This is a genomic window from Streptomyces sp. NPDC030995 (assembly GCF_055571215.1).
In genome coordinates, this window is sequence record NZ_JBVIFS010000035.1 from 41,665 (window position 1) to 68,635 (window position 26,971).

Annotated in this window: 30 protein-coding genes; 29 read left to right on the top strand and 1 reads right to left on the bottom strand. The window is 69.3% G+C overall.

Annotation, left to right across the window (positions count from 1 at the left end; translation table 11 throughout):
- Positions 1-209: 209 nt before the first annotated feature.
- From ACZ45T_RS33200 to ygfZ, 12 genes are all read left to right on the top strand, one after another.
- Positions 210-1,655 carry a hypothetical protein gene (locus ACZ45T_RS33200; protein ID WP_468447878.1) on the top strand — a complete coding sequence of 482 codons (1,446 nt, stop codon included), beginning with the start codon at positions 210-212 and terminating at the stop codon, positions 1,653-1,655.
- Between the two features lie 63 nt (positions 1,656-1,718).
- The gene (locus ACZ45T_RS33205) at positions 1,719-2,435 is read left to right on the top strand and encodes an LmeA family phospholipid-binding protein (RefSeq protein ID WP_468447848.1); all 717 of its coding nucleotides are present in this window, start codon (positions 1,719-1,721) and stop codon (positions 2,433-2,435) included.
- Between the two features lie 161 nt (positions 2,436-2,596).
- Complete coding sequence (locus ACZ45T_RS33210; protein WP_350206375.1) at positions 2,597-2,680, top strand: putative leader peptide; 84 nt, start codon at positions 2,597-2,599, stop codon at positions 2,678-2,680.
- A gap of 181 nt (positions 2,681-2,861) precedes the next feature.
- Positions 2,862-3,707: a sulfurtransferase gene (locus ACZ45T_RS33215; RefSeq protein WP_079405364.1), complete on the top strand. Its 846-nt coding sequence runs from the start codon at positions 2,862-2,864 to the stop codon at positions 3,705-3,707.
- A gap of 52 nt (positions 3,708-3,759) precedes the next feature.
- The gene (locus ACZ45T_RS33220; RefSeq protein WP_007265476.1) at positions 3,760-4,050 is read left to right on the top strand and encodes a DUF1416 domain-containing protein; all 291 of its coding nucleotides are present in this window, start codon (positions 3,760-3,762) and stop codon (positions 4,048-4,050) included.
- Between the two features lie 137 nt (positions 4,051-4,187).
- Positions 4,188-4,451, top strand: a complete 264-nt coding sequence (locus ACZ45T_RS33225) for a DUF3099 domain-containing protein (RefSeq protein WP_468447849.1) — start codon at positions 4,188-4,190, stop codon at positions 4,449-4,451.
- Positions 4,452-4,565: 114 nt separating this feature from the next.
- Positions 4,566-5,414, top strand: coding sequence for a hypothetical protein (locus ACZ45T_RS33230; protein WP_468447850.1), 849 nt, complete (start codon positions 4,566-4,568; stop codon positions 5,412-5,414).
- On the top strand, positions 5,411-6,340 hold the full coding sequence (locus ACZ45T_RS33235; RefSeq protein ID WP_468447851.1) for a hypothetical protein: 930 nt from the start codon (positions 5,411-5,413) through the stop codon (positions 6,338-6,340). Before ACZ45T_RS33230 ends, ACZ45T_RS33235 begins: the two co-directional genes overlap by 4 nt.
- A complete protein-coding gene (locus ACZ45T_RS33240) occupies positions 6,337-7,263 on the top strand; it encodes a hypothetical protein (protein ID WP_468447852.1) in 927 nt (308 codons plus the stop codon). The genes ACZ45T_RS33235 and ACZ45T_RS33240 overlap by 4 nt, the downstream gene beginning before the upstream one ends.
- Before the next feature lie 318 nt (positions 7,264-7,581).
- The gene (locus tag ACZ45T_RS33245; protein WP_468447853.1) at positions 7,582-8,154 is read left to right on the top strand and encodes a heme-binding beta-barrel domain-containing protein; all 573 of its coding nucleotides are present in this window, start codon (positions 7,582-7,584) and stop codon (positions 8,152-8,154) included.
- A gap of 76 nt (positions 8,155-8,230) precedes the next feature.
- Positions 8,231-8,686, top strand: a complete 456-nt coding sequence (locus ACZ45T_RS33250) for a Fur family transcriptional regulator (RefSeq protein WP_468447854.1) — start codon at positions 8,231-8,233, stop codon at positions 8,684-8,686.
- Positions 8,687-8,725: 39 nt separating this feature from the next.
- Entirely contained in the window at positions 8,726-9,694 is a 969-nt protein-coding gene (gene ygfZ, locus ACZ45T_RS33255; protein ID WP_468447855.1) for a CAF17-like 4Fe-4S cluster assembly/insertion protein YgfZ, read from the top strand.
- 27 nt (positions 9,695-9,721) lie between these two features.
- On the opposite strand, the gene dtd is transcribed toward ygfZ, so the two are convergent.
- Entirely contained in the window at positions 9,722-10,147 is a 426-nt protein-coding gene (dtd, locus tag ACZ45T_RS33260; RefSeq protein WP_468447856.1) for a D-aminoacyl-tRNA deacylase, read from the bottom strand.
- A 137-nt stretch (positions 10,148-10,284) separates the two neighbouring features.
- On the opposite strand from dtd, the gene ACZ45T_RS33265 reads away from it, so the two are divergent.
- From ACZ45T_RS33265 to ACZ45T_RS33345, 17 genes are all read left to right on the top strand, one after another.
- Positions 10,285-10,860 (top strand): RsiG family protein, encoded by a 576-nt coding sequence (locus ACZ45T_RS33265; protein WP_468447857.1) that lies wholly within the window; start codon positions 10,285-10,287, stop codon positions 10,858-10,860.
- A gap of 76 nt (positions 10,861-10,936) precedes the next feature.
- Positions 10,937-12,181: a GNAT family N-acetyltransferase gene (locus ACZ45T_RS33270; protein WP_468447858.1), complete on the top strand. Its 1,245-nt coding sequence runs from the start codon at positions 10,937-10,939 to the stop codon at positions 12,179-12,181.
- Positions 12,182-12,283: 102 nt separating this feature from the next.
- Complete coding sequence (locus ACZ45T_RS33275) at positions 12,284-12,895, top strand: sigma factor (protein ID WP_468447859.1); 612 nt, start codon at positions 12,284-12,286, stop codon at positions 12,893-12,895.
- A gap of 24 nt (positions 12,896-12,919) precedes the next feature.
- Entirely contained in the window at positions 12,920-13,678 is a 759-nt protein-coding gene (locus ACZ45T_RS33280) for a putative protein N(5)-glutamine methyltransferase (protein WP_468447860.1), read from the top strand.
- Positions 13,679-13,837: 159 nt separating this feature from the next.
- Complete coding sequence (locus tag ACZ45T_RS33285; RefSeq protein ID WP_468447861.1) at positions 13,838-14,185, top strand: DoxX family protein; 348 nt, start codon at positions 13,838-13,840, stop codon at positions 14,183-14,185.
- Between the two features lie 115 nt (positions 14,186-14,300).
- Positions 14,301-15,056, top strand: a complete 756-nt coding sequence (locus ACZ45T_RS33290) for a hypothetical protein (protein ID WP_468447862.1) — start codon at positions 14,301-14,303, stop codon at positions 15,054-15,056.
- A complete protein-coding gene (locus ACZ45T_RS33295; protein WP_468447863.1) occupies positions 15,046-15,474 on the top strand; it encodes a DUF6188 family protein in 429 nt (142 codons plus the stop codon). The genes ACZ45T_RS33290 and ACZ45T_RS33295 overlap by 11 nt, the downstream gene beginning before the upstream one ends.
- Positions 15,475-15,648: 174 nt before the next feature.
- A complete protein-coding gene (locus ACZ45T_RS33300) occupies positions 15,649-16,515 on the top strand; it encodes a TnsA-like heteromeric transposase endonuclease subunit (RefSeq protein WP_468447864.1) in 867 nt (288 codons plus the stop codon).
- Entirely contained in the window at positions 16,512-18,800 is a 2,289-nt protein-coding gene (locus ACZ45T_RS33305) for a transposase (protein WP_468447865.1), read from the top strand. The genes ACZ45T_RS33300 and ACZ45T_RS33305 overlap by 4 nt, the downstream gene beginning before the upstream one ends.
- Position 18,801: 1 nt before the next feature.
- Complete coding sequence (locus ACZ45T_RS33310) at positions 18,802-20,088, top strand: AAA family ATPase (protein WP_468447866.1); 1,287 nt, start codon at positions 18,802-18,804, stop codon at positions 20,086-20,088.
- A complete protein-coding gene (locus ACZ45T_RS33315) occupies positions 20,085-21,314 on the top strand; it encodes a TniQ family protein (protein WP_468447867.1) in 1,230 nt (409 codons plus the stop codon). Before ACZ45T_RS33310 ends, ACZ45T_RS33315 begins: the two co-directional genes overlap by 4 nt.
- A 2-nt stretch (positions 21,315-21,316) precedes the next feature.
- Entirely contained in the window at positions 21,317-21,922 is a 606-nt protein-coding gene (locus ACZ45T_RS33320) for a TniQ family protein (protein ID WP_468447868.1), read from the top strand.
- A gap of 46 nt (positions 21,923-21,968) precedes the next feature.
- Entirely contained in the window at positions 21,969-22,478 is a 510-nt protein-coding gene (locus ACZ45T_RS33325) for a hypothetical protein (protein WP_468447869.1), read from the top strand.
- Positions 22,479-22,858: 380 nt separating this feature from the next.
- Positions 22,859-24,238 (top strand): dsDNA nuclease domain-containing protein, encoded by a 1,380-nt coding sequence (locus ACZ45T_RS33330; protein WP_468447870.1) that lies wholly within the window; start codon positions 22,859-22,861, stop codon positions 24,236-24,238.
- A complete protein-coding gene (locus tag ACZ45T_RS33335) occupies positions 24,235-24,807 on the top strand; it encodes a hypothetical protein (RefSeq protein WP_468447871.1) in 573 nt (190 codons plus the stop codon). The genes ACZ45T_RS33330 and ACZ45T_RS33335 overlap by 4 nt, the downstream gene beginning before the upstream one ends.
- A gap of 1 nt (position 24,808) precedes the next feature.
- On the top strand, positions 24,809-26,746 hold the full coding sequence (locus tag ACZ45T_RS33340; RefSeq protein WP_468447872.1) for a hypothetical protein: 1,938 nt from the start codon (positions 24,809-24,811) through the stop codon (positions 26,744-26,746).
- 4 nt (positions 26,747-26,750) lie between these two features.
- Complete coding sequence (locus tag ACZ45T_RS33345; protein ID WP_468447879.1) at positions 26,751-26,891, top strand: helix-turn-helix domain-containing protein; 141 nt, start codon at positions 26,751-26,753, stop codon at positions 26,889-26,891.
- Positions 26,892-26,971: the final 80 nt, after the last annotated feature.

Below are 26,971 nucleotides of genomic sequence, written 5' to 3' on the forward strand. Positions count from 1 at the left end.
GCTCCGACTCGTACGCTGCCCAGGCCCCGGCCGCGGCCTCCGCCGAGGAGAACGCCGCGTACCTGCCGCCGTACCCCGGTCCGGCGGCGCAGCAGCAGGCCCAGGCCCCGGCCGAAGTCCGGCAGCCCGCCGTGCCCGAGGGCTGGTTCCGGGACGAGGTCCAGGCTCCGGCTCCCGCCCCGGCCCAGGACTGGTCGCAGGGTGCCGGGATGCCGGCCGCGGCCGCCGAGACGGCCTACCTCCCGCCCTACCCCGGCCCGGAACAGCAGGGTGCGGCGCCGTACTCCGGCCGCCACGCGGCCGCTTCGGCTCCGGCTCAGGCTTCCGCCGAGGAGACCGCGTACCTGCCGCCGTATCCCGGCCCTGCGCAGCAGCAGGCAGCCGTGCCCGAGGGCTGGTTCCGGGACGAGGTTCCGGCCCCGGCCCCGGCCCCGGCCCCGGTTCCGGCCCAGGACTGGCCCCGGGGTCCCGGCCCCGCGCAGCAGTCGGCCCCGGCCGAGGAGACCGCCTACCTTCCGCCGGTGCCCGGCCCCGGGCAGCAGACCGCGGTGCCGCCACGCGGCCGCCACGCGGCCGCCCAGGCTTCGGCTCCCGCCTCCGCCGAGGAGACCGCGTACCTGCCGCCGTATCCCGGCCCTGCGCAGCAGCAGACCGCCGTGCCCGAGGGCTGGTTCCGGGACGAGGTCCCGGCCCCGGCCCCGGCTGCTGCCGAGGAGACCGCCTACCTCCCGCCCTACCAGCCGGAGGCGGCCGCCGAGCAGACGGCCTACCTCCCGCCCCAGGCGGCCGCCCCCGCCCCGGCGGCCACGCCGGACGCGGCGGCGGCAGCGGCCGAGGCCGAGGTCGAGGTCGAGGTGACGTCCTGGTCCCCGCCCACCCTCGCCGGCAACACCCTGCGCGCCGTCGACCCGGCCCAGGCCCGCGCCGAGGGCCGGTCGCCGATCATCGACCCCGGCCCGCAGCCGGCCATACTGACCGCCGCCCTCGGGCTGCTGCTCGCCGTGGCCGCCGCCCTCGGGCAGCTCGCCCTGCTCGTGCCGCTGATCGCCCTCCAGGGGCTCACCGCGGCCGGCTGGTTCCGCCTCAACGGCATGTGGCCGGCCCGCCAGGGCATCGCCCTCGCCTTCGTCGGAGCGGTCGTCGCCGACGGCGCGGTGCTCGCGGTGGACCGTACGTACGGCCCCGGCGCGATCATCGGCACCCTCGGAGCCTGGGTGCTGCTCACCCTCGTCCTCCAGCTGCGCAGCCAGGCGGACCCCGACGAGCGGATGTACGGCCTGATGGCCTCGGTGGCCTCGGCCGCCCTCGCCATCGTCTGCGCGGGCTACCTGGCGGCCGGTTCCGCCGCCGTCACGGTCGGCGCGGCCGCCGTCGCGGTCGCCGTCTTCGCCCGGGCGCTGCCGCTGCCCACCGTCCCCTCGGTCGGCGTCTCGCTGGCCGCGGCCGCCGGCGCCGGCATCGCGGTCGGCGGGCTGACCTCCGTCGGGGTGGGCGGGGCGCTGCTCGGCCTCGCGGCCGGGGTGTGCGCGCTGATCGGACTGCGCGTGGCGGCGTACGACTACCCGTCGAAGTTCGTGCACATGACGGCCGGTGTCGCGCTGCCGCTCGCGGCCGCCGCTCCCGCCGTGTACCTGATCGGCCGGGTGGTGGGCTGATCCCTGCCCGACAAGGGGCATGGTCAACTAGAACGCACGTACCGACTAGCAGGGGGAGGGCACGTGCGTGCTCTGCGCATCGTTGTGATCATCGGAGTGGTGCTGGGGGCCGTGTTCGCGGGCTTGGACCGCTTGGCGGTCACTTACGTGGAGGGCCGGCTGGCCGACCGGATCCAGGCCCGGCAGGGCCTGGCCGGCAGCTCGGAGCTGGAGATCCACGGATTCCCCTTCCTGACCCAGGCGTTCAGCCATGACCTGGACCGCGTCGACCTGAAGCTCCGGGGCGTCGAGGTCATGGCGGACGGCCGCAAGACGCGCCTCTCGGAGCTCGACGCGAGCTTCCACAGCGTGAAGTTGGACGGGGACTACGGCGGCGGCACCGCCAAGCGGGCCGAGGGCACCGGCCTCATCACGTACGCGGACCTGACCGCGGCCTCGCAGACCGGCGCGACCCTCTCCTACGGCGGGGCGCCGGGCAAGGTGCGGGTCACCGCGGCGGTGGACGTCATGGGCAAGACCCTGACGCGCGACGTGGTGTCGACCATCACCCTCGTGGACGCGCCGGACGGAAAGGGCGGCAAGCTCGTCCGGGTGCGCGCGGACGAGGTGCCGGGCGAGGGCATACCCGGGGTCGAGAAGCTGATCCGCAGGAAGACCGACTTCGACCGCAGTCTCGACGGCGGTATGCCGGCCGGGCTCCAGCTCTCCTCCCTGACCTCGGACGAGACCGGTGTGCACCTCACTCTGGGCGGTTCGAACGTGGTGGTGGCCGGATCGTGAGACGGGGCGGTCCGATCCGCAGAAGGGCGGGCCGTACGGCGGGTCCCAGGGGCGGCGCGGCGGCCGTCCGGGAGACTCGTATCCCAGTATTCGGACGATCCTGTCTCGGAATATGACACACCGGTGACAGGGCGGCTGATTCGTCCCTACGATCCATGGCTATGAAGCATCAGCAGGCGGACCTCACGAAGCGACGGGCAGTAGACCTGTGTCGCGTCGCCGCCATGCTCTGTCGATCCATGTGACCTGCGAGCGCATCCGCTCCATCAGCCCGGACGACGGCCCCACGGCCCTTCCCGCGTGACCGCACCTGCCTCCCGAACCCCTGACGCCTCCCCGTTCAGGATCTCGAGCGCACCCCTAGGCACGCAGCAACGCAGCACCACCAGCACCGCCCCGCCGCACACTGCCCCGGAGGAGAACACCATGAGCCGCAGCGACGTCCTCGTAGACGCCGACTGGGTCGAGGCCCACCTGAACGACGCGAACGTCGTCATCGTCGAGGTGGACGAGGACACGTCCGCGTACGACAAGAACCACATCACCAACGCCGTCCGGATCGACTGGAAGAGCGACCTCCAGGACCCGGTCCGCCGCGACTTCGTGGACCAGGAGGGCTTCGAGAAGCTCCTCTCCGCCAAGGGCATCTCCAACGACGACACCGTCGTCCTCTACGGCGGCAACAACAACTGGTTCGCGTCCTACGCCTACTGGTACTTCAAGCTCTACGGTCACCAGGACGTGAAGCTCCTCGACGGCGGCCGCAAGAAGTGGGAGCTCGACTCCCGCGACCTGGTCGACGGCAAGGACGTCCCGAACCGCCCGGCCACCCAGTACAAGGCCAAGGCCCAGGACACCTCCATCCGCGCCTTCCGCGACGACGTCGTGGCCGCGATCGGCTCCCTGAACCTGGTCGACGTCCGTTCGCCCGACGAGTTCTCCGGCAAGCTGCTCGCCCCGGCGCACCTCCCGCAGGAGCAGTCGCAGCGCCCCGGCCACGTGCCGAGCGCCCGCAACATCCCGTGGTCGAAGAACGCCAACGACGACGGCACCTTCAAGTCGGACGACGAGCTGACCGCCCTCTACGAGGCCGAGCAGGTCGACCTGGCGAAGGACACCATCGCCTACTGCCGCATCGGTGAGCGCTCCGCGCTCACGTGGTTCGTGCTGCACGAGCTCCTGGGCCAGGAGAACGTCAAGAACTACGACGGCTCGTGGACCGAGTACGGCTCGCTCGTGGGCGTGCCGATCGAGCTCGGCCCCAACAAGTAATCCGGGCACGCGACGCCCCGTGGTACGACCTCTCTAGGACAGGACAGAGAACATGTGTGGAGCACAGATCGGCGGGCCCGACCTCGCCACGCTGAAGCCCGGTGAGACCGCGATCCAGGGTCAGGTGACCAAGGACGGCGAGCCCATCAGCGGTTACGTGCGGCTGCTGGACTCAACCGGCGAGTTCACGGCCGAGGTCCCGACCTCGGCTACCGGCCAGTTCCGCTTCTACGCCGCCACCGGCTCCTGGACGCTGCGGGCGCTCGTCCCGGGTGCCCAGGCGGACCGTGCCGTCGTGGTCGCCGAGGCCGGCGGCGTGACGGACGTGGCGATCGCGGTCTGAGCACCGCCCGTGTGATCGCCTGATTGATCGGCCGAAGGGCCGCACCCCCGGGGGTTGGACGCCACTGGATCGGGGTGCGGCCCTTCGTGCCGTCGCGGGCCCTTCGCGCGGCGGGCCCGCGGTCCTACCCTGAAGGCATGTACGCCCGGCGCCGACGCGTCTACTTCCTGCTCATGGGCGGATGCCTGTTCCTCTTCGTCTCCGCCTGGACCTTCGTGCGCCTGCTGTCGGTGGAGGCGGCGGTGGCCATGTGCGTGGTCGCCATGGTCATCCCGCCGGTCGCCGCGATCATCGCCAACCGGCGCGGGCCGGACGACCGCTGGTGGGACGACCCCTCGGGCGATCCGAAGTCCGACGAGTGGTGGGACGAACTGGACGGAAAACGGCGCCGCGAGGACTGAAACCCCGTGAGATAAGAATGTAATAAGCATTCATACAACTGCTTCCCCCCGGGGCGGGTCATGGGTACGCGCGGGTAATCGATCTGCGCTCTCCAGTCCTGCGGGGGGACTCCTTTGGAACACGAACAGACCATCCCTGAGCAGCGGAAAGAGGAGGAGACCGCACCGGAGTTGGACACTCCGGACCTGGTCCCCACCGCTGCTGCCACGGCTGACACGGACGCCGCCGTCGCCACGGCCGAGGCGCCGCGCCGCCGCCGGGGACGTACGACGCTCCTGATCGCGGGCATGGCCGTACTCGGCGTGCTCGCCGGGGCCGTCACCGGCTACGCGGTCCAGTACCACCGCGAGCCGACCGAGCTGCCGCCGCTGGCCCAGCAGCACCTGGTGTCGCCGAAGGCGCTCGCGCCGAACGACACCACCACGAACAAGACGATCAACGCCAACCGCTGGCACAAGACCGACGACGACCTCGGCAAGCTGCTGATCGAGGCGCCGGGCGGGGCCAAGGTCAACGGCGCGGGCTACGACTCGCTCGACGCCTTCTCGGTGGCCTTCGAGGAGCCGGAGATCGGCTTCACGCACCTCGCGAACAGCCGCGTACGGCGCATGGCGTCGACGAGCTGGATGGACGGCGAGCACGTCTTCGTCCAGGTCAACCTGATCCAGTTCAACGAGCGCGCCGACGCGGACGACTACCAGAAGGACCAGTCGCGCTACATGCCGCAGAAGAAGTACGCGGGCAACGAGGGCGTGGACATCCCCGGCATCTCGGGGGAGCTCGGGCACGTGTGGGTGCACTCGGAGATGGACGAGAAGCCGGGGTACTACCCGGTCCGCGAGGCGCGGGCGATCGCCCGCCGCGGCGACATCGTCCTGGAGATCTTCTACGCCGAGAACCGGGGCAAGGTCTCCGAGAGCGACGTCATCGACCTGGCCAAGCGACAGCTGGAGCGACTGTGAGCGAGCCGCAGAACGAGACGAACCCGGCTCCGGCCCCGGCCCCGGCTCCCGAGGCCCCGGTGGCTCCCGAAGCCCCGGTGGCTCCCGAAGCCGCAGTGGCCCCGGCGGCCCCGGCGGCCCCGGAAGCCCCCGCTGCCCCCGCCGCTCCGGTCGAGGCCGGGCCGTGGGCGGCTCCCGCCCCGGTGAAGCCCGCGCGCCCGGTCGACCGCAAGAAGGTCGCCCTCATCGCGGCCGGCGTGGCCGCGGCCCTCCTCGTGGCCGGTGGCGCATGGGGCGCCGTCGCGATCGGGGACGCGGACCGGACCTCGCCCACCCGCTACTGGTCCGCCGGCGGCGAGCACCCCGCGAATCCCGAGACGCCGGCTCCCGTGCCGCCGAACGACCTGTCGGGCAAGCTGCTGCCGGTGCCGACCACCTTCACCCTCGGCCCCGACCTCGCCGCCGACGGCAACAACTTCTTCGTTTCCGGCGAGAGCGCCGTCGAGGGCTTCAAGGGCTCCCTCAAGGGTCTGTCCAGCACCGAGCGCAAGAAGCGCGACGAGGCGCTGGCCGAGCTGAAGCTCAAGGGGCTGGCCGGGCGCAGCTACAGCAAGGGCGGCGGCCAGATGGTGCTGGAGGTCCGCATCATGCAGGCCGACCCGCAGGCCCTCGGCAAGTTCTCCGAGGTCTCCAAGAAGGTCCTCGACTTCATCGGTGACGGCCGTGACGCACCGAAGGTGGACGGCTTCCCGGACGCCAAGTGCTCGCTCCTCGCCATCGGGGAGGAGAAGAAGGAGAAGATCGACTCGCTCAGCTGCGTGGCGGTCCAGGGCGATGTGATGGTCGACTTCCGCGCGTACGGGCCCAAGCCCTTCTCCAGCTCCGACGCAGCGGCGTTCTTCAAGAACCAGCTGACCCACCTGAAGTCTCCCGGGGAGTCCGTGTGACCGAGCAGAACACCACCGAGGCGGACAACTCGGCCCCGCCGGCGTTTGAGGCGCGGGGTCTGGGGCAGAGCCCCGGCAGCGGCGTCGCACCCGCGCAGCCGGAGGCCGCCGAGGCTCCCGAGTCCGCCGAAGCGCCGCAGGCCCCCGCGCCCGCCCCCGCGCCCAAGGACCGCCGCAAGCTGTTCGCCGCCCTGCGCTGGACCGCCGCCGTCGCCGTCTTCGCCGTCGCCGGCACGGGTGTCGCGTACGGGATCATGCAGCCCGAGCGCACCGACGTCCCCGGGCTGTCCACGAAGGACGACGGCCGCTGGGTCTTCCCGGCGCTGGCCAAGCCCACGCTGCCGGCCGGCGCCGCCCAGCCCTTCGCCCCGGACAACAAGGACGGCATCCACTTCGCGGCCGCCGCACAGCTCCTCCTCCCGGCCCCGAAGGGGTCCACGCAGGACCCCGCGCTGAAGCTGGAGAAGGACCAGATGGTGTCCACGGACACCTTCCTGGAGGAGTACGACCCCGCCGCCCGCGAGGAGCTGAAGCAGGGCTTCGTCGACGACGGGCTGCGTCAGATCGTGGCCCGCGGCTGGGTGATGCCGGACGGCACCCGCACCCGGATCTACCTGCTGCGCTTCCACTCCTCCGGCTTCGCGGACGCCTTCGAGGGCTGCGGCCTCACCATGAAGCTGAACGGCGTCAACGGGCTGGAGGCGGACCCCGCCTGGACCCGGGTCAGGGACAGCCAGCCCGCACCGGACATCCGCGGCACGACCCTCTTCGCGGAGGCCGGCGCCCCCGGTGACGAGCAGGTCAAGGCCGGGTGCGCCCGGGTGGGTGACCTCCAGGCCGTCGTCCTCCAGACCCGCAAGGGCGAGGTGGCCACCGTCCCCTTCCACCAGACGGTGATCCTCCAGGACCAGCTGCTGCGCTGATCCGCGGGCCGACCGCGGCCGGGCCGCCGTGCCCGGCCGCTGTGCCCGGCCGCAGGGCCGGCGGGTGGTACGGCCCACCTCACACAGTGCGCCGGTCCCCGGGCCAGTAGGCTTGGGGACCGGCCCGTACCCCCCGAACGAATTCCGAGGAGCACCCCGTGCTTGAGGCAGTCTTCACCTCCCTGCTGGTCCTGGTCTGCGTCGGCGTGATGGCCTTCACCGGCCTGGCCGTCAAGAAGCTGTACCAGGGTCAGCGCTGAGCTTGCGCTCAGCAGACCGCCCCGGAACCCCTCCCACAGATCGCCTGAGCAGCCATTCATGATCCAGATTCCGTCCGACCTGAACCCGGGCCTCGTCCCCCTCGCCTTCCTCCTCGGCAACTGGGAGGGCGCGGGCGTTTTCGACTTCCCGGGTGAGGAGAAGTGCAACTTCGGCCAGGAGGTCGTCTTCAGCCACGACGGCCGGGACTTCCTGGAGTACTCCTCCCACACCTGGGTCCTCGACGCCGAGGGCAAGAAGGTGCGGCCGCTGGAGTCCGAGTCGGGTTACTGGCGCATCGACAGCCAGCGCAGGGTCGAGATCGTCATGGTCCGCGACCAGGGCGTCGTCGAGATCTGGTACGGCGATCTCGCCGACCAGAAGCCCCAGATCGACCTGGTCACCGACGCGGTGGCGCGTACCGCCGCGGCCCGCCCGCACAGCGGTGGCAGGCGGCTCTACGGCTACGTGAAGAGCGACCTCATGTGGGTCGGCGAGAAGGCCACCCCGGACGTCGAGCTCCGTCCGTACATGTCGGCCCAGCTCAAGAAGGTCGTCACGCCCGAGGAGGTCGCCGAGATGGCGCGCAACCTCCCGGACATGCCGGACGACGGCATCGCCTTCTTCCGCTGACCGGTCCACAGGCTGTGCACGAAGGGGATCGCGGGCGAGCCGCCCGCGGTCCCCTTCTCGCGCTTAGACTGGGCGGGTGGTGAGCACCGAGAGCACCGAAGGCACCGACTGGAAGACCGACCTGCGGCAGCGCGGCTACCGGCTGACACCGCAGCGCCAGCTTGTGCTGGAAGCGGTCGACGCACTGGAGCACGCCACCCCGGACGAGATCCTCGCGCAGGTGCGCAAGACGGCCTCCGGGGTCAACATCTCCACGGTCTACCGCACCCTTGAGCTCCTGGAGGAGCTCAAGCTGGTCTCCCACGCCCACCTCGGGCACGGGGCCCCCACCTACCACCTCGCCGACCGGCACCACCACATCCACCTGGTGTGCCGCGACTGCGAGGAGGTCATCGAGGCGGACGTGGACATCGCCGCCGAGTTCACGGCCAAGCTGCGGACCACTTTCGGCTTCGAGACCGACATGAAGCACTTCGCGATCTTCGGACAGTGCGCGAAGTGCGCCGCCGAACACCGTGCCGGTCAGCCGTAGGGCCTGGCCCTTTCCCGGCCGGGTCGTAGGCTTGGTCCCATGACCAGCAGCCCTTTGCTCCATCTCCCCGGCGCCGTGCAGGCCGAAGGCCGTGACGAGGGCGTCGCCGCCCACTACGGCGAGTTGTACGGCGAACAGCGCGCCCTCGCGGACGGGCGCGGCTTCGTCGACCTCTCGCACCGCGGAGTCGTCACCGTCTCCGGACCGGAGCGGCTGAGCTGGCTGCACCTGCTGATCACCCAGCACGTCACCGAGCTGCCGGCCGGGCAGGCCACCGAGGCCCTGATCCTCTCCGCCAACGGCCACATCGAGCACGCGCTGTACCTCGTCGACGACGGCGAGACCACGTGGGTGCACGTGGAGCCCGGCACCCAGGGGGAGTTGATCGCCTACCTGGAGGCCATGAAGTTCTTCTACCGCGTCGAAGTCGCCGACCGCACCGAGGAGTTCGCGGTCGTGCACCTGCCGGCCGGCTCCATCGCCGAGGTCGCCAAGGAGCTCGTCGTACGGGAGACCGCGCACGGCCGTGACGTCTTCCTGCCCCGCGCCGAGCTGGAAGCCTTCGCCGCCTCGCACGGCCCGGCCGCGGGCCTCCTCGCCTACGAGGCCCTGCGCGTGGAGGCGCACCGGCCGCGGCTCGGCCTGGAGACCGACCACCGGACCATCCCGCACGAGCTGGGGTGGATCGGCACCGCCGTGCACCTCCAGAAGGGCTGCTACCGCGGCCAGGAGACGGTGGCCCGCGTGCACAACCTGGGCAAGCCCCCGCGCCGCCTGGTCTTCCTGCACCTGGACGGCTCCGAGGTGCTGCTCCCGGCGCACGGCGCGCCCGTCCGGCTCGCCGCCGACGGGGAGGAGGGCCGCCAGCTGGGCTTCGTCACCACCGCCGTCCGCCACCACGAGCTGGGCCCGATCGCCCTCGCGCTGGTCAAGCGGAACGTGCCGGTCGACGCGCCGCTGCTGGCCGGCAAGACGGCCGCCGCGCAAGAGGTCGTCGTAGCGCCGTAACCGCCGCGCGCCCCATGTGGCCGCGCGCTATATGTCGATGACGATGGTGAACGGGCCGTGGTTGGTCAGCGAGACCCGCATGTCCGCGCCGAACCGGCCCGTCTCCACCGTCGCGCCCAGCTCGCGCAGCTGCGCCACGACCTCGTCCACCAGCGGCTCGGCCACCGGGCCGGGCGCCGCCGCGTTCCACGTGGGGCGGCGGCCCTTGCGGGCGTCCCCGTACAGCGTGAACTGGGAGATCACCAGCAGCGGGGCGTTCACGTCGCTGCAGGACTTCTCGCCCTCCAGGATCCGCACCGACCAGAGCTTGCGCGCCAGCAGCGCCGCCTTCTCCGGGGTGTCGTCGTGGGTCACCCCCACCAGGACGCACAGCCCCTCGCCGACGATCTCTCCCACGGTCTCGCCGCCCACGGCGACGCTCGCGCCGTCCACCCTCTGCACCACTGCTCGCATACCACCTGTGTACCAGGCTTGCATCCGTCCGGGGCCGATCGGGTGGAGTGGGACTGCATGGGGGCCACGGAGAGTGGCACGATGCACGCAGGCGGTGCGGGTGCGCCGCACCGGTCGAGGGGACGGACTTCGTTCGTATGAATCATTCTGGTACCTCCGTACCTGCATCACCCGCTTCCGTCGCAGCTGCCGCGGTACGACCGCCCGCGCAGCGCACGGCCGAGACGCGCGAGGCGGTGACGCCGACCACCGCGCTCGGACTGCCGGAGCTGCGCGCGCTGCGCCGTGACGCGCAGCGCGACGAGGCCGATCTGAGCTACGTACGCAGACTGCTCCAGGGCCGCATTGACATCCTGCGCGCCGAACTCGCCCGGCGGACCGATCCCGAGGCGCCGGTGGTGGACCGGCTCTCGGTGATCCTCGCCGACGCCCCCTCCAGCCGCAGTGCCTCCGCCCGGCACGTCACGCTCGGCACCCCGCAGAGCGAGGAGTACCGGCTGCTGGCGGCGGAGATGCTGGCCGACGTGGAGCTCTCGGACCTGGGCGCCCGCACCGACGGCGAGCTGCACGACGGGATGGGGCGGCTGGTGCGCTACGAGCAGCAGGTCTCGGGGCGCCGGCAGCAGCTCCAGCGCACGGTGGACGACTGCACCGCGGAGATCACCCGGCGCTACCGGGAGGGCGAGGCGCAGGTGGACGACCTGCTGGCCTGAGCGGGCGCCGGGGAGGGAAGCCGGCCCGGCGAAATTCGGGCGACGGGCGCCGGGCGGACGATTAGCGTGGCTCGCTATGAGTGCTGACGTCCGGCCGATCGCCGAATCCGAACTCCCCGACTGGCTGCGAACCGTGAACACCGGTTTCCTGACCGCCGCCAGAGCGACCGAGTCCGACGTAGCCCAGTGGGCCAAGTACAACGAGCTCGCCCGCATCCAGGGCGCGTTCGACACCGACACCGGCCGTTGCGTGGCGGCCTTCCGCTCCTTCGCGCAGGAGCTGACCGTGCCCGGCGGGGCGGCCGTCCCGGCCACCGCGATCTCCAGCGTCGGCGTGCTGCCCACGCATCGCCGCCAGGGCCTGCTGACCCGGATGATGGCCGCCGAGTTCACCGCGGCCGAGGCGCGCGGCGACGTGCTGGCGACGCTGATCGCCGCCGAGTACCGGATCTACGGGCGGTACGGGTTCGGGCCCGCCGCCTCCGTCTCGGAATGGGAGATCGACGTACCGCGCACCGGACTGGACCTGCGGCAGTCCGCGCCCGCGGACGGCGGGCGGATCGACATGGTGGACGAGGCCGAGGTCCGGCGGATCGGCCCGGAGCTGCACGCGCGGCTGCGTGCGGTCACGCCCGGCATGGTGAGCCGGTACGAGCGCTGGTGGAACACGGTGACCGGCCTGGATGAGGTCTCGTACCGCCCGCACAGGCCGAAGTTCCACGCCGTGTACCGGACGGCGGCGGGGGAGGTGGCCGGGCTGGCCCTCTACATGGCCGACGACCACTGGACGGACGCGAAGGTTCCGCAGAACACCGTGCAGGTCAGGGACTTGCTGGCGGCCACCCCTCAGGCGCAGCGGGCGCTGTGGCAGTTCCTGTGCTCCATCGACTGGGTGCTCAAGGTCCGCACGGGCTACCGGGCCCCCGACGACCTCGTCCCCCACCTGCTGCCCGACCCACGCTCGGCCCGGGTGGTCACCGGCGCGGACTTCCTGTGGGTGCGGGTGCTGGACGTCGTACGGGCGCTGCGCGCGCGGACGTACGAGGTGCCGGGGGTGCTCGTCCTGGAGGTGACGGACGCGGCGGGGCCGGCCGCGGGCCGCTACCGGCTGGACGCGGGCAGCGGCGAGTGCGCGCGGACGCAGGAGCCGGCGGACCTGCGGCTGGACGTGTCCGCGCTGGGTTCCCTGTACCTCGGCGACGAGTCGGCGGTGCGGCTGGCCGCGCTCGGGCGGGTGGCCGAGGAGCGGCCGGGGGCGGTCGCGCTGGCGGACGCGGTGTTCCGTACCGCGCGCCGCCCGTGGTGCCCGGACGTCTTCTGAGGCCGCTTCCGTTCCGTCACATTCGTCGGCTCCGTGTGGTCAGTGAGACAACAGGGGCGGACGGACGGTTGGACGGATGGACGGGCGAGGGGAGCCAGGGCGATGGCGAGTGGCACGGGCGACGGGGAGTACCTCGCGGCGCGGTTCGAGGAGCACCGCGGGCAACTGCGCGCGGTGGCCCTGCGGATGCTCGGCTCGGACGCCGCGGCGGAGGACGCCGTCCAGGAGGCCCGCCGGCTCCTGGAGCGCACGGACGCCGGCGAACCGCACGGCCTGGGCGACTGGCTGACCGGAGTCGTCGCCCGGGTCTGCCTGGACCGGCTGAGGGCGCGCAACGGCGTGCCCGCGGTGCCCGCGGTGCCCTTGGTGCAGGCGGAGCAGGACGGGCTGCTCGCGGACTCGGTCGGGCTCGCGCTGCTCGTCGTACTGGACCAACTGGCGCCCGCCGAGCGGATGTCGTTCGTCCTGCACGACCTGTTCGGGATGCCGTTCGAGGAGATCGGGCCGATCGTGGAGCGCAGTCCGGAGGCGGCCCGGCAGCTGGCGATCCGGGCCCGGCGGCGGGTGCGGGGCGGGGCGCCGGAGCCGGAGGCCGACCCCTTCCGGCAGCGGGACATGGGTTTCACCGTGGGCGACGACCGTATCGTCGCCATGGACATCCTCGCGGATCCGGCCCGGCTGGACGGCTTGGACGTCACGCTCTTTCACGAATGAGGACTGAGGTTTTTGACGCATTCAATGTCACTGGTGGAAGCCCTGCGCGCGGCGGGCTGCGTCTTCGCGGAGGAAGAGGCGGAGCTGCTGAACGGGGCCGCTCGGGACGACGCCCACCTGGCCGAGCTGCTGGCCCGCCGGGTGGGCGGTGAACCGCTCGAACACGTGGTGGGCTGGGCGGAGTTCTGCGGACTGCGCATGGAGGTGGGCGCGGGGGCCTTCGTGCCGCGCCGGCGCACCGAGTTCCTGGTCGAGGAGGCGGTGGCGCTGGCCCGGCCCGGCGCGGTGGTGCTCGACCTGTGCTGCGGAGTCGGCGCCCTGGGCGCGGCGGTGGCGGCCCGCCTCCCGGGCGGGGCGGAGCTGCACGCGGCGGACATCGACCCGGCCGCGCTGGCGTACGCGCGGCGCAACGTGGCCCCGTACGGCGGCAGCGTGTGGGAGGGCGACCTGTACGAGCCGCTCCCCGCCTCCCTCCGGGGCCGGGTGGACGTGCTGGTGGTCAACGCCCCGTACGTGCCCACGGAGGAGATCGACCTGATGCCGTCGGAGGCGCGGGACCACGAGCCGCTGGTCTCCCTGGACGGCGGGCGGGACGGCCTGGACATCCACCGCCGGGTCGCGGAGGGAGCCCTGCCCTGGCTGGCCCCGGGCGGCCACCTCCTGATCGAGACGAGCGCCCGCCAGTGCCCGTCGACGGCGGCGGCCCTGACCTCGGCGGGCCTCACGACCCGGGTGGCCACCTCGGAGGAGCTCTACGCGACGGTGGTCATCGCCACGGCCTGAGCCGGCCCGGGCGACCGCGGCACCGCCACGAAATTTTTCTTCGGCTTTTTCTTCGGCGGGCTGTCACATCGGCCTCGTACGGCGGGTCAGAGGAGTGAAGCAGGCGGGAAACCTGACCGGAGCGAGGATCGCACCGGCGCCCGTCCGAGGGGAGCCCGGATGTCCACCACCGCTGTTGTTTTCGCTCTGGTCGGCGCGCTCATGGTCGGTTTCTCGTCCTACTCGGTCTTCGCCAAGGCCGAGTACGTCGTCGGGCCGCTGGCCGAGTACGGGGTCCCGCGCTCGTGGTGGACCTGGCTGGGGGTCGCCAAGGCGGCCGGGGCCGTGGGTCTCGTGGTCGGCGTGTTCGTGCCGTTCATCGGTGTCGCCGCGGCGGTCGGGATCGCCCTCTACTTCGCCGGGGCCGTGATCACGACGTTCCGGGCGAAGGCGTACGCACACGCCGTCTTCCCGGTCATGTACGCGGCCCCGGCCGTCGTCGCCCTGGCGCTCGGCTTCAGTGGCTGAGCTCACGGATCTTCAGCGGTCTTGTTCGAACCGGGCGTGGCCAGGAGCCGTCGTAGCTCCAGGAGAGTTCCTTCGCGGGGCTCTGGCACCGACTGGGGCATGGGGGGCGACGGGGATGACCGTGGGAACGACGGAGCAGGCGGGGCAGGCAGGGCCGGCGGGGCTGGGTGCGGTGGCCTGCGGGTTGCTCGGGTTGGTGCTGCTGGCGCTGTCCGCGGTCCCGAGCCTCGCGGTCCCCGGGGAGATCGCCGTTGAGCAGGCCTTCCTGAACGCGCGGCCCTGCGCCGAGGAGCCGGCGGCGGGCACCACGAAGGACTGCCTCCGCACGATCCGCGGAACGGCCCAATCCGCCCAGTACGCCAAGAGCGCCAGGGCCGTGATCTACCAAGTGCGGCTGCGGGCCCCTGTCCCGGCCCCCGCCGATCGGCCCCTGAACCTCGATCCGGACGGCGCGCTGGCGGAGCGCGTCGAGCCGGGGGACCCGGTGGAGGTCACGACCTGGCGGAACATCCTGGTCGCCGTCAGCCACAAGGGGGTTCGCGAGACGCTCCCCGGACTCCCGGACGAGGACCCCGCCATGTCCGTCGGGATCAGCCTGATCGGCGTCTGGCTGGCGGTCGTGGCCTTCATCGCCTCGTTCGGCTGCGCCCGCCGCGCCCGCGCCGGCGCCGCGAACCGCCCCTTCGCACCCCGGGTCCGGTTCGGCCCGTCGAAGTGGGCGGGCGTGGTGATCGTCCCCCTCGCCTCGGGCTTCCTGTCCGGCAGCGTCTGGGACGGCTGGACGGCGGCGGCGATGACGGTGGCCCTCTCGGCGCTCATAGCCGTCCCGGCCACGATCGCCGCCCTCCGCTGGGACCGCGATGAGCGCTGAAGCGGAACCGGTCGGGCACGAGGACCAGTGGGTCCTGAACCTCCGAGGCCTGAGCGTCGTCAGGATCGGCATCGACTTCCGGCTGACCCTCGTCCTGGAGGCGGGGTGGGAAGTCGTGCTGGAAGCACCGGCCCGGCTCTCGGCGGGGTCGGTCCACACCAATCCCGGCCTGCCTCTGACGCCGGAGTCCCAGGACGTGGCTGCGGCCCTTCCGCTGTTCGGGGCGAAGGTCCTGTCCGCGGTCGCGTTCAAGTCCGGCGCCCTGCGGATGGTGTTCGACAGCGGCATACATCTGACGTGTCCGGCCGACGCGTCGTTCGAAGCCTGGCAGGTCACAGGACCACGGGGATGGCGTTTCATCTCGATGCCCGGCGGAGAACTTGCCGTGTGGTCCCCCTCTGGAACGAGTTGTGACTGAGCACGACAGGTGTCGTAATTTCGGGTGCCGACCTGGCCTTTCTTGAGGCCCTGAGCGCGACATCTGTCGTCGGATTCGCATCGTTCCTGACGTGCTCAGCGCTCTTTGCAGCCAAGTTGTCGCCAACTTCGAAGATCGCCTCCCTGCCAGGAGGCAAGCAGCTTCCCTGGGGGCATGAGCAAAACCGAGGGCGTATCTGGGTCGGCTGGCAATAAGGCTCCGTTTCCGTACGAGCTCGGTTCCCTGTGGTCCCACCGGTGTACATGGACGGATCTGCTGGTGCCCGTCTCGCTGGATGCGGGGCGGGATGCCCTGGACCTGTCCGACGGCTGGGTGAACCGGTGGACCGCGACGTGGAGGTACGCCGGGGACGAGGTGACGGGCCCGGTACGCCATCTGGGGCAGGTCCCTGTGGCGGGTCGCGGCCCGATGCGGGGTTTCACCTGGCGGCGAGATCAGAGGCATCGGCCTGGCCTGGGACCGTTGCTGGCGACCGGGCGGCTGCACGCATTCGAGAGCCTCGAAGAGGATCAGTTGCTGGTGGCAATGGACTTTGCCGGTGATCTGGTCGAGGTGCTGTCGCAGCCGCTGTGCATTCGGTTTCGCACCGCGGAGAAATGGCGCAAGCACACGCCCGATTTCTTCGCGGTCACGAAGACGGGCACCTGGCTGATCGATGTGCGGCCCAGGCCCCTGATCAAGCCCGAGGACCTGCAGTCTTTCGCGGCGGCCGAGGAAGTGGCAGTGGCTTGCGGGTGGCACTACACGGTCGTGGCCGAGTGGCGTCCGCAGGTGCGGTCCACGCTCGGCGCGATGTACGGAAGGCGTCGTCCGACGCGTGACGTGCTCGGGGTCCAGGCCGGTTTGCTCGCCCACGCCGCAGAGGGCGTGACGTTCGGAGAGCTGGCGGCCGCTCAGACGTACTGGCCGGTGGCCCGGGCTCATCTGCTGCACCTGTTGTGGCACCGCAGGCTCGGGATCGACCTTTCTCTTCCGCTGACGGACAGGTCGCGAGTGGTTCTGGCAGGAGGTACCTCATGAACGCGTCAGCAGCCCTGGACCTCTCACCCGGAGCAGGCATTGTGCTCAACGGCGTGGAGTGGCTGGTCGAGCGGCAGGAGCCGCATCTGGGGCGGGTCCACCTGGTGCGGGCGGACGGTGATCGTCAGCGGGTGAGCTTCCGCTTCTTGGTCAACGACCCGAATTGCAGGCCGTCGTCACGCACGGCTGCGGAAGGAGCGGACCGAGGGCGTCAACCGGCCACATGGAGCGATGTGAAGCCGGAGAAGCGCCCCTTGATGGAACAGCGCTTCGCCCACCTGATGGAGGTGAAGTGCGGCTTCCGCAGCGGTGATCAGTTCCGCCCTGAGCCGGGTGAGCCGCGTCCCGAGTACGACCCGGACCGCACGACGCTGACCGAGCGACGGGCGGCGAAGGCCGCGGAGCTGTCGGCGCTGCGGCCCGAGGAGACCAGACTGCTCTTGGGCGTCGCCCACGTCGGAGTGCGCACGCTTGAACGGTGGGAACGCCGGCGCAGGAAGTACGGCGTCATCGGCTGTGCCGATCACCGGTGGCTGCGGGCCAGCGGAGGACACCCGAGCATCTGCGAAGAAGTCCGTGAGGCGATCTTCGCAGTGAGGCAGGAGACGCTGCACCGCTCCCGGGTGAGCGCACGAACCCGCGAGATCATGATCCAGCGCTATGTGCGGGAGACCTTCAAGGACGCTGAGATTGAGGTCCCGAGCTATCACACCCTGCTGCGGGTGTGGAAAGAGTGGTTCGGGCCGGGTGGCGCCCGACCGCGGTACCAGCGTTCGGCTGAACTGCCCACCAAGAACGGACATGTGCTCGTGACGCGGCCGGGCCAGGTCGTCGCCCTGGACACAACGATCCTCCCGGTGATGGTCCGCGAGAACGTCTTCGGGGATCCGGTCACTGTCCACCTCACCCTGGCGCTCGACGTATACACCCACTCCATCTGCGCCTTCCGGCTCACGCTTGTGTCGGACTCCTCTGTGGACGTCGCGATGGTCCTGCGGGACGTCATGCTGCCGCTGCCAATGCGGGCGGAGTGGGGCGAGGACATGGAGTGGCCCTACCCCGGGCTGCCGGCCGCAGTGGTCTCCGAGTTCGCAGGGCACAAGGTGGCCGCACTGCCGTTCTTCACCCCCGAGACCATCACCTCCGACCATGGCTCTGTCTACCGCAACCACCATCTCGTGGATGTTCAGGAGGCGATGGGATGCCGGATCCTGCCAGCTCGTGTTCTGCGCCCGCAGGACAAGAGCGCGGTGGAGCGCGTCTTTGGCAGCATCCGATCGCTGCTGTTCGAGAAGCTGCCCGGCTACACGGGAATCGATGTTGCCGACCGTGGCGCCGACCCGGAGGGTGACGCGGTACTGACCTTCACCGAGATGGAACACTTCATCGCGACCTGGGTCGTGAAGACCTGGCAGAACCGCAGGCTCGCCGAGTTCGCACCCAGCTGGGATCCGGGCGGTGATCACAGCCCCAACACTCTATTCGCTGCCTCCTTCGCTCAGGAGGGCTTCGACCTGGACATCCCGTCACCGGAGACGTACTACCGCTTTCTGCCCGAGCATCATGTGAAGCGGATCTACCGGCGAGGCGTGAAGGTCAAAGGTCTCTGGTACGACGCCGAGCTGCTGCACCGTCCCGACCGGCAATCGGCGCGAGGCGGCCGGTACAAACAGCAGTGGGTCATTCACCGCGAACCCCGGGACCGGCGGGTGGTGTACTTCCAGGACCCCGACACACACAAGTGGCACGCCCTCCGCTGGACGGGCCTGCCGCCGGAGGGCGAGATCCCGGCCTTCGGGGATACCCGGGTTGAAGAACTTCTCAACCGAGTACGAGAAGCAGGACTCAAGCCGCGCTCTGACACCGAGCTCGTTCCGTTTCTTCTGGAGATGCTGGGAGCGGTCGATCCGGTCGAGAGCTGGCCGTCCCAGATGACCAAGTCCCAGCGCATGCAGCAGGCGCGGGAGATCGCCCAGGCCCAGGCAGCCGCTGCGGACCGACCACAACCGCAGGAACGGAGCGAGTCGCCGCTGCTGGCCGCCGTCGGTGTGCCTGAAGCAGAGCTGCCGTTGCGGGAACGGGCCCGGAAGGCCACACGGAGTCTGGACGCCCATCGGCGTCGGCGGCGCGAAGCGGCTGGGCCACCGAGGCCGTCTCAGCCTGCCTCCCTCGGATCGAGCCGCCGCGGCCGCAACCTCTTCGTGATCGCGGACGACGATGACACACCCGGCGATCCATCCACAGAACTGCAGGGGTCCGGTCCGCAGGCGACGGAGGAGAAGTGAGATGAGCGACCGGTTCCCAGAGGCACCGGACGAGCCCGTGCCGTTTCTACGCTTCGGCCCCCGGCCGGACAGGACCACTTACGAGGGCTGGCAGGAGTTCCGCAGGACACGCGATCTGTTCGTGCCGGTCAAGAAGATCTCCCTGGCTGAGTACCGACTGCTGAGCCCGCGCAAGAGGTCGCTGCACGACCTGCACCGCGCGGCCACACACGTCAACATGCGGATGGAAGAGACTCCGATGAGCGCGGTGGTCACCACGCTGATGCGTTCTCGTATCCAGAACAACGCAATGCGCATCGGCCCGAGCACTCTCGACGGACTGATGATCAACGGCGGTGGCTACCAGGGCAAAACGGAGACTGCCTGCCGGACCGCTGCCGAGTTCGAGGACACCTGGCGCGACCTGTTCGAGCGGTACCCCGCCTACTACCTCGACCCGATGCCTGGGACCCGGGACCTGATCGCACCGGTCGCCTACTGCCAGACCCCGGTCAAAGCGACCCCGATCGGCCTGTGCGAGGCGATTCTCGACTTCTACGGCGCCCCCTACGGCAAGAACCTGCGCGGCATGATCCGCAACGTCCGCGAATCGATCAAAGCGCACGCCACCACCGTCTTGCTGATCGACGACATCACCCGCCTGAAGATGCACCGGGAGGACGACCAGGACACTCTCGACCTGATCCGAGGTCTGATGGACCTGGACGTCACACTCGTCCTCATCGGTGTGAACATCCCTCGCTCCGGACTGCTCAGGGAGGGCTGGCACGACCCCCGCACCAAACAGTGGGTCTACGCCCCACTGAAGAAAGGCAAGAGCTACAACCCCGACGCCTCCACCCAGACGGAACGCCGCTTTGATCTGGTCAACCTTGACCCGTTCGACTACAGCAGCGACGCGGGCATCGCGGCATTCGTCGAGCATCTCGTCGGCATTGAGAACCAGATCCGGCTCTTCAACGCTGGCCCGGGCACGCTGACCGAAGGCGATATGCCCGAGTACCTCTATCGCCGGACCCACGGCATCGTCGGTCTCCTGCGGCGGCTGGCCGAGGACGGACTGGTCAAAGCCATGGAGAGCGGCCTGGAGGACCTGACTATCGACCTCCTCGACGAGATCACGATCAATCTGGGCAACGTTCCCGGCAGAGACGACGGGCGGGACGCCGAAGCCGGAGAGATCCCCGACGTCGACACCGCCCCGAAGCAGAAACCAGGCCCGAGGCCCAGAAGGGGCCGCAACAGCGTCTACGACGACCGAGGCACCCCTTCGGCGGCCGAAGGGTGACCCATCGCCGGCTGTCACGCAGCCTCGACCCGCTCGACGACGAGACCCTTGTCGGCTTCCTTCTACGCCTCGCTCGTCACAACGGCACGACCCCGGCTCAAATCGCGTCTCGTATGGGGCTGATGGACGAGATGGACGCCGCACCCGGAGTCGTCTCGCCGTGGCTGCTCGCGGACATGGATAAGCCACGTCTTGTCCGGGCGGCACGCGCGGCAGACCTGACTGTGGCGGAGGCCAGCAAGCTGCTGCTTGCCCCCATGGGCCATCGATATGGCCTCGTGAGCCACCGATACCGGCCGTGGACGAGCCCACAGCAGCTGGGTCGCCCCAACCGCTGGGTCTTCATGAGGACCTCCCAGTACTGCCCGCCATGCCTCGCAGGTGACGACGTTTCGCTGGGACGCCTTTACGGAGGCGCCTGGAAACGGGCCTGGCGGCTTCCGGTGGTCTTTGCCTGTTCGCGACACCAGCAACTCCTGAGCCGCACCTGCCCCAAGTGCCGAGCCCCGGCCCAGTTCGCCCCCAACGGCTTGATCGCTCGCCCAGGCACGGAAGATCTTCACCCCACCCAGTGCCGAGCCACGTCTCCTGCACCGCACACGGGCACGGGAAGACGCTCGGTCTGTGGGACTGACCTCGCCCGTGTTCGCCCTCCTCGTGCGTTGGGCGACGCGGACTCCCTCGGCGTGCTGCTGGCCCTCCAACATCGCTTGGATGCGCTGTTGTCATCTGACGGGCCTCAGAGAGTCAACAGTTGCGGCCAACTAGTGTCTGTCGCGCAGTACTTCATTGACCTGCGTGTCGTCTCCACCCTGATCCTGGCCTCCTGGCCGGAGGCCAGCGGGTTTGCGGCAACACGTGCCCTGGCCCAGGCCATCGGGCGGGAAGCAGAGCAGCGACTTCGCGACAGCCGACGCCGCACGTCAGGCGCATCGAAGAGACCGTACGGGATCAGCTCGCTGCTCTCGCCCTTGGAATCGCCTCTGACCATGGGTGCAGTACTGGGTATCGCCGAACGCATCCTTGACGGCCGAGAGAAGAGATGGACTGAGATGGCTGTAGGCCCGCTCTACGGCAGGGCCCTGGCGTTGCACCGGGACACCTTTCTGGATCTTGCCCACCTTCCTGGCACTTCCTCCGCGCTGCAGGAGGTCCTCGGAGTATCGAAGGGACCAACGGACAGTTCGAGCTCCGAGTCCTACATCCGCGGCCCGCGAAACGGCTGACCATGCGCCCCCTGCCACGCAGCCTCGATCCGCTGCCCGACGAGACCCTCACCGGATTCGTACTCCGGCTCGCCCACAGGCTGGGTACGACACCCGGTGAGATTGCCGGCCGCACGGGTTTGCCCTCCCGTCTGCCATTGGGCGTTCTTTACCACCTGAACGACGAACACCTCACAGGATTCGCCCGCTCCACGCAGCTGACGCCTGCCGAGGTAAGCGGCATGCTTCTCGCCCCGCTCGGAGACCGCTACGGGCCTCTGAACCCCGTGCTCACCCCACGTTGTACCCCAGCGCGAATGATCTACGACAACCCATGGGTCCTGACCCGCTCCACGCGTTACTGTCCGCAATGCCTCACCGGGGACCGCGCCGCCATTCAGGATCTCCACGGTGGGGCGTGGAGACGGCTGTGGCGGCTCCCCGTAACGTTCCTGTGCGTTCAAGCACCAACGCCTTCTCGAGAGCCAATGCCCACGCTGCGCAACACCCGCGCAGTTCGCTCCTGCAGCAAACGCCATCGCGCGCTTGTCCGACGACACACTCCACCCATGGCAGTGCCGTTTTGCCGCGCAGACATCACAGCGATCCGAAACAGCCTGCGCAGCTGACCTGACCTGGCTGGATCCGCCATCCACAGCGCCTGACGTGGCCACCATGACAGCGCTCCTGCAAGTACAGCGACAGCTCATTGACCTGCTCGTCGCGAGCGGACCCGAGACCGCGATGAGCGCTGGCGCACCAGTCCCCGTGCCTCACTATTTCGCCGACCTGCGCGCCACGGTCGCGATGATCTTCCGGTCCTGGCCCGTCGCCCGCGAGCACGCCAGCACACCTTGTCTGGCCGCCGCCATCGATGCCGAGTACGCCTCCCGCGTCTCGCAGGCTGAGCGCCTGCTCAACACTCTGGGCAAGAAGAAGACCTCCAAGCCCTACACCGTGCCGCCCCAAGGGTGCCTGGCCACGGGTGCGGTGCTCGACACCGCGGCGAAGCTGCTCGACACGCACGATCCGGGCGATGCCCGACGACGGTTAGCGCCGCTCGTTCAACGGCTCAGAGAGGCCGACCTCGCACTGAGCACCTGGCTTCGTCGCCCGACTTGGATCTCGGTCTCTCTGAGACAAGCGGTCATGGACCTTCCGACAGGCAGAAGGGCTGCATCGTGATCCCTGTGGTGGGCATCAAGCCGGGTTCGAACGGCCGTGGCGTCCCCAGATTCATGACTCGAATCGGGAGTGTCAGAGCCACGTCCTCAGCTTCTCCGTCTGGGCAGGGGGGGAGCGTGGCCATGAATCACGTAGAAACCGTCCGCGGGCTCGCCGGACTGTGACAGCTTCCCTGCTTCTGAGGGTCTTTTGCGTCTGTCCTGATGAGCGCTCGTCGTCCTTGCCGAGGCGAGCGTACGAAGGCCCGGTCAGATCGCAGGTCGCGACGGACTGTTACGTGATGGTGCTGGAGTGTGATAAAGGTAGGGATCTTCCATCCCGGTGCTGGGATGGAAGCGGCGGGGGACGTGCCCTAATACGGGGCCGGATCGGGGGCGTCGATGGTCGACACGGCGGGCATGGGCGCTGGGGCTGAAGGCGCCAGAGCGCCCGCTGAGTCAGAGAGTTCAGACGGTTCAGCGCACGCCATCTTCGAACTGGCTCCGGAAGAAGACAGCGGCTCGGACACGCTGGGCCGTTACCGGTACCAGGCGGAGGTAGCCGCCCGAGAGTGCCTCGCCATGCTCACGGAGGACGCAATTGACTTCGTCGTCTGCGAGTGGCACGAGGACTTCGTCGTGGCGTGGGCCGATGGTTCAGTGGAACTTGTATCGGTCAAGCATCGCGAAGAAAATCAGGGCGCGTGGTCGCTTACGGAGTTGTGCAAGAGCGGCGGCCTGACCCATCTCTTTGACCGCTGGTGCGCATGTGAGTGTGCCGCCAATGTCCGTCTCCGACTGGCGACGAACGCGGCGCTGAGTCCGATCAAGGGTAATGCTGGCACGCTGGCTCGGATGTGCGGCCCGGAGCCGGAACTCACGGACGGGCTGTCCTCTATGGCGGAGACAGTCGCCCGCCAGATGCTTAAAGTTCGTTGGAAACAGCCCTACCCCAACGTCCCGGACACACCCCAGGTAAGCAAGCTTGCGGACATCCAGGTGCCAACGGGGTTCGTGGAGAGGGTTCTTCGTTTCCTTGCAGTCCTGGAGATCTCCTGCGATCCACCGCAGCGCGCACACATCACCGACGTCAACATTCAACGGCTTCTGGTGCCTGCTGTTGAGCAACTGCAGCTGGCACATGTCGACCTTGAAGGCACCTACCGGGCCGTCGTGGATCGGATCGAGCGTGCCAACCGTGATGAGAGCGACCGCAGCCAACTTGCTGTCTACATTGCCGACCCGAGCCGTGTCCGTCACAGCACGCGGATGCAGCAGCGCATCGGCCGGCGCCGTATCACCCGCGAGATCGTTCGTCAGGCGATCGCGTACACGTCGGTTCAGCTGCCCACGTTCCCACGCGGCCAGGCGCTCGTGCTGGCGCCGGGAGGGGTAAAGCTCGGCCGCAAGCTGCGCCGGGGCCTGGTTCCCTTGGACGAGGCGGCGTTCGCCGAACGGCTCCGCTCCGCGTGGTACACGACCTGGTCCGAGCGCCGCTCCGGCCTGGCCGGGGATGAAACCGACCTTTTGAACCTGTCCATGGACGTGCTGGAGATGGCCTTCGAGTGCCGACGCCATGCGCGCGCTCAGGTCGCCGAGGGCAGCGAGTTCGGCAACAAGATGAACGATCTGCTGGCTGAGAGGCTGAAGGTCGATGCTCTGCAGTCGCCGCCGCCGTTCTTGCTCAGTAACCTGCATTTGCGAGGGCTGGCATACCAGTTGTGCGACGAGTGCCTCTTCTTCTTCTCCGAGAATTTCAACACGGATGAGGAAGTCTCATGACCCACAGCGCCGACTTCGAGACCGCCGTAGCGCGCATGCGGGCTCAGAGGCGGCAGGCAGAGCAGCGCGAGGGCCACTATCACGAGGCGCGCATCCTCCTGCTCATCTCGCAGTTCACCACCCCCAAAGGGGGGCTCGACGGCCTGACCAAGCTCGCCAAACTCGACTTTCTGCTGCGCTATCCAGCGATGTTGGAACGTCTCCTGCCTGCTGGCGAGGCGTCGTGGCCGGCAGGAACCGCCCCCACACCACCCGAGCGCCTCGCGGTCGAAAGCCGCATGACCCGCTACAAGTACGGGCCCTGGGACCAGCGCTACTACAGCGTCCTCGGCTCACTCGCTGCCCGCGGCCTGATCGTCTACAGCAACAGCGCCAGAGCCGAATTCCGCGCCACGCCGCAGGGTGTCGCCGCGGCGGCCTCTCTTGCCGCAACGCCGGAGTGGGATGTTGTCGCCAGCCGCATCAAGCTGCTTAAGCGGCATTTCAACAAGTCAGGATCGGCCTTGAAAAACCTCATCTACGACCGTCTGCCCGACGCCGTCGACAGGCCCTGGCGGACGGAGATCTGACATGGCCGTCCACCTGCGCATCGTGGCCTTGACCGTCACCACCGCCGAGGCGGAACAGACCTACCACTTCGACCGTCCGGCCACCGTGATCACCGGCCCCATCGGCACTGGCAAGTCCAGTCTGCTGATGCTCTTCAAGCACGCCCTCGGCGGCAGCGCCATGCTCACCCCGGCGGTCCGCGACCACGTCCTGTCGGTCCAGGCCGAGGTCGTAGCCGGCGACGAACGCGTCGTCCTCAGGCGGGCCATTGAGGGAGACACCGCAGACACCGTGGATCTCCTCGATCCACAGTCCCTAGTTCTGGAACGCACCCTGCCTCTGCGGGCCTCGGAAGGCGTCACCACGCTCTCCGACCACCTCTTGGACGCGCTTGGCTTCCCGCGCGAACAGATCGCCGCACGGCGAGAAGGAGCAGCGCGACCGCAGAACCTCACCTTCAACGACCTGTACGCCTACGTCTACCTCCAGGCACGCGAGATCGACCGCCAGGTCGTCGGTCACCTGGACAGCTGGTTTGAGACCAAGCGCAGAGAGCTCTTCCGCCTGATGGTCGGGCTCACCGACAGCGTGCTCATGGAGCTCAAGCGCACCAGGAACCAACTCTTGGACACACTGAAGGCCAGAACCGCCGAGTACGACAACGTCAGCTCCTTCCTGGCAGCCTCCGACCCTCGCAGCGACGACGAACTGCGGGTCGAACTCACTCAGCTGCGCGACGCTCTGGAGCGGGCTTCGTCCGCCCTAGCCAGCCTCCGCACGGAACTTGAAGAACAGACCGCCGTCGACACCGCGCTGCGTGACGAGCTACAGAACGCCATTCGTGCCGCCTGGCAGGCCGAGGAAGAAGTTTCCGCGGCCGCCGACCTCGTGGAGGCGCGACAAGCCGTCGTCGCTCAGGTGCAGCTAGACCTCTCCCGTCTCGCACGGTCGGTCACGGCCATCGACCAGCTCTCTCCCTTCGAGTTCGTCGTCTGCCCGCGGTGCATGCAGTCGCTAGCTGCCCGGGCCGTCGAGGACAGTCACTGCCTTGTCTGTCTCCAACCTGAGCCAGTCGAGGCCGACATTGACTCGGCTGCCATCGAAGAGACACGCACGGCCCTGCAACAGCAGCTTGAGGACGCACAGCGGATCCAGCAATCGGACGAGGCGCACCTGCAGACCGTCCAGGAGCGGTCGCAGCAAATCAGCTTCGCCGTCACTAGCCTGCGCCGAGAGCTCGACGCCCAGACCCGTGATGCGGTTGCCCCACGCTTCGACGCCATCGCCGAGGCCAGCTCCCGGGTCGCCTCGCTCAAGGCCAGCATTGATGCCATCACCCAACTGCGAGAATCCTGGGCACGGGTGCGCACTATCGACGCGGACATCCGCTCACTCAAGGCCGACCGCCGGCGGGTCAGCAAGGACATCAGGGAGAAGTCCGAGCAGCTCAAGGCCAACCAGACTCTGCTCGGTGACCTCAGCACCGAGTTCAGTCGACTGCTCACCAGCTGGAACCTGCCCTGGGTCGACTCGGCTGTCATCGACCGCGATACCTACCTGCCGGTGGTCAACGGACGGCCCTTCGAGACCCTGCAAGCCTCCGGTGGGGGCATCGCCACCTCCGTCAACCTCGCCTACAGCCTCACGCTCCTTACCTTCGCGCTCGACCACTCCGAGGTCCTCGTTCCATCGCTCCTTGTGATCGATTCACCGCGCAAGGCCTTCGGTAACAACGCCTCCGACCGGCAACGCGCGGCCGAGATCTACAGCCGCTTCAGGACGCTGGCTGACGCATATGGCGAACGCTTGCAACTGATCATCGCTGACAATGACCCCCCTCCCATCACCAGCGACTCCTTCGGCAAGGTGGAGTTCGACTACGAAAACCCCATGGTGCCCGGCGTGGATCACCCTGGTCCTGATCAGGTCACTCGCATCGAGAGCCAGTCAGATAGCTGACGATCTGGGTGTCTCGCGAGAGACGGTACGCAAGTGGCGGTCCCGGTTCGCAGCGAACCGGCTGGAGAGCCTGGCGGATCGACCGTATTCGGGGCCACCGCGAAGGATCACCGACGAGCAGGTCGAAGCCCTAGGGCCTGTGTGATGTCGTGATCAGTTCCTGGGTTCTACCCTCTTCGTGGGGTGGAACCCGGTAGGACTGTGGCCGTGACGCGCAGGCAACTC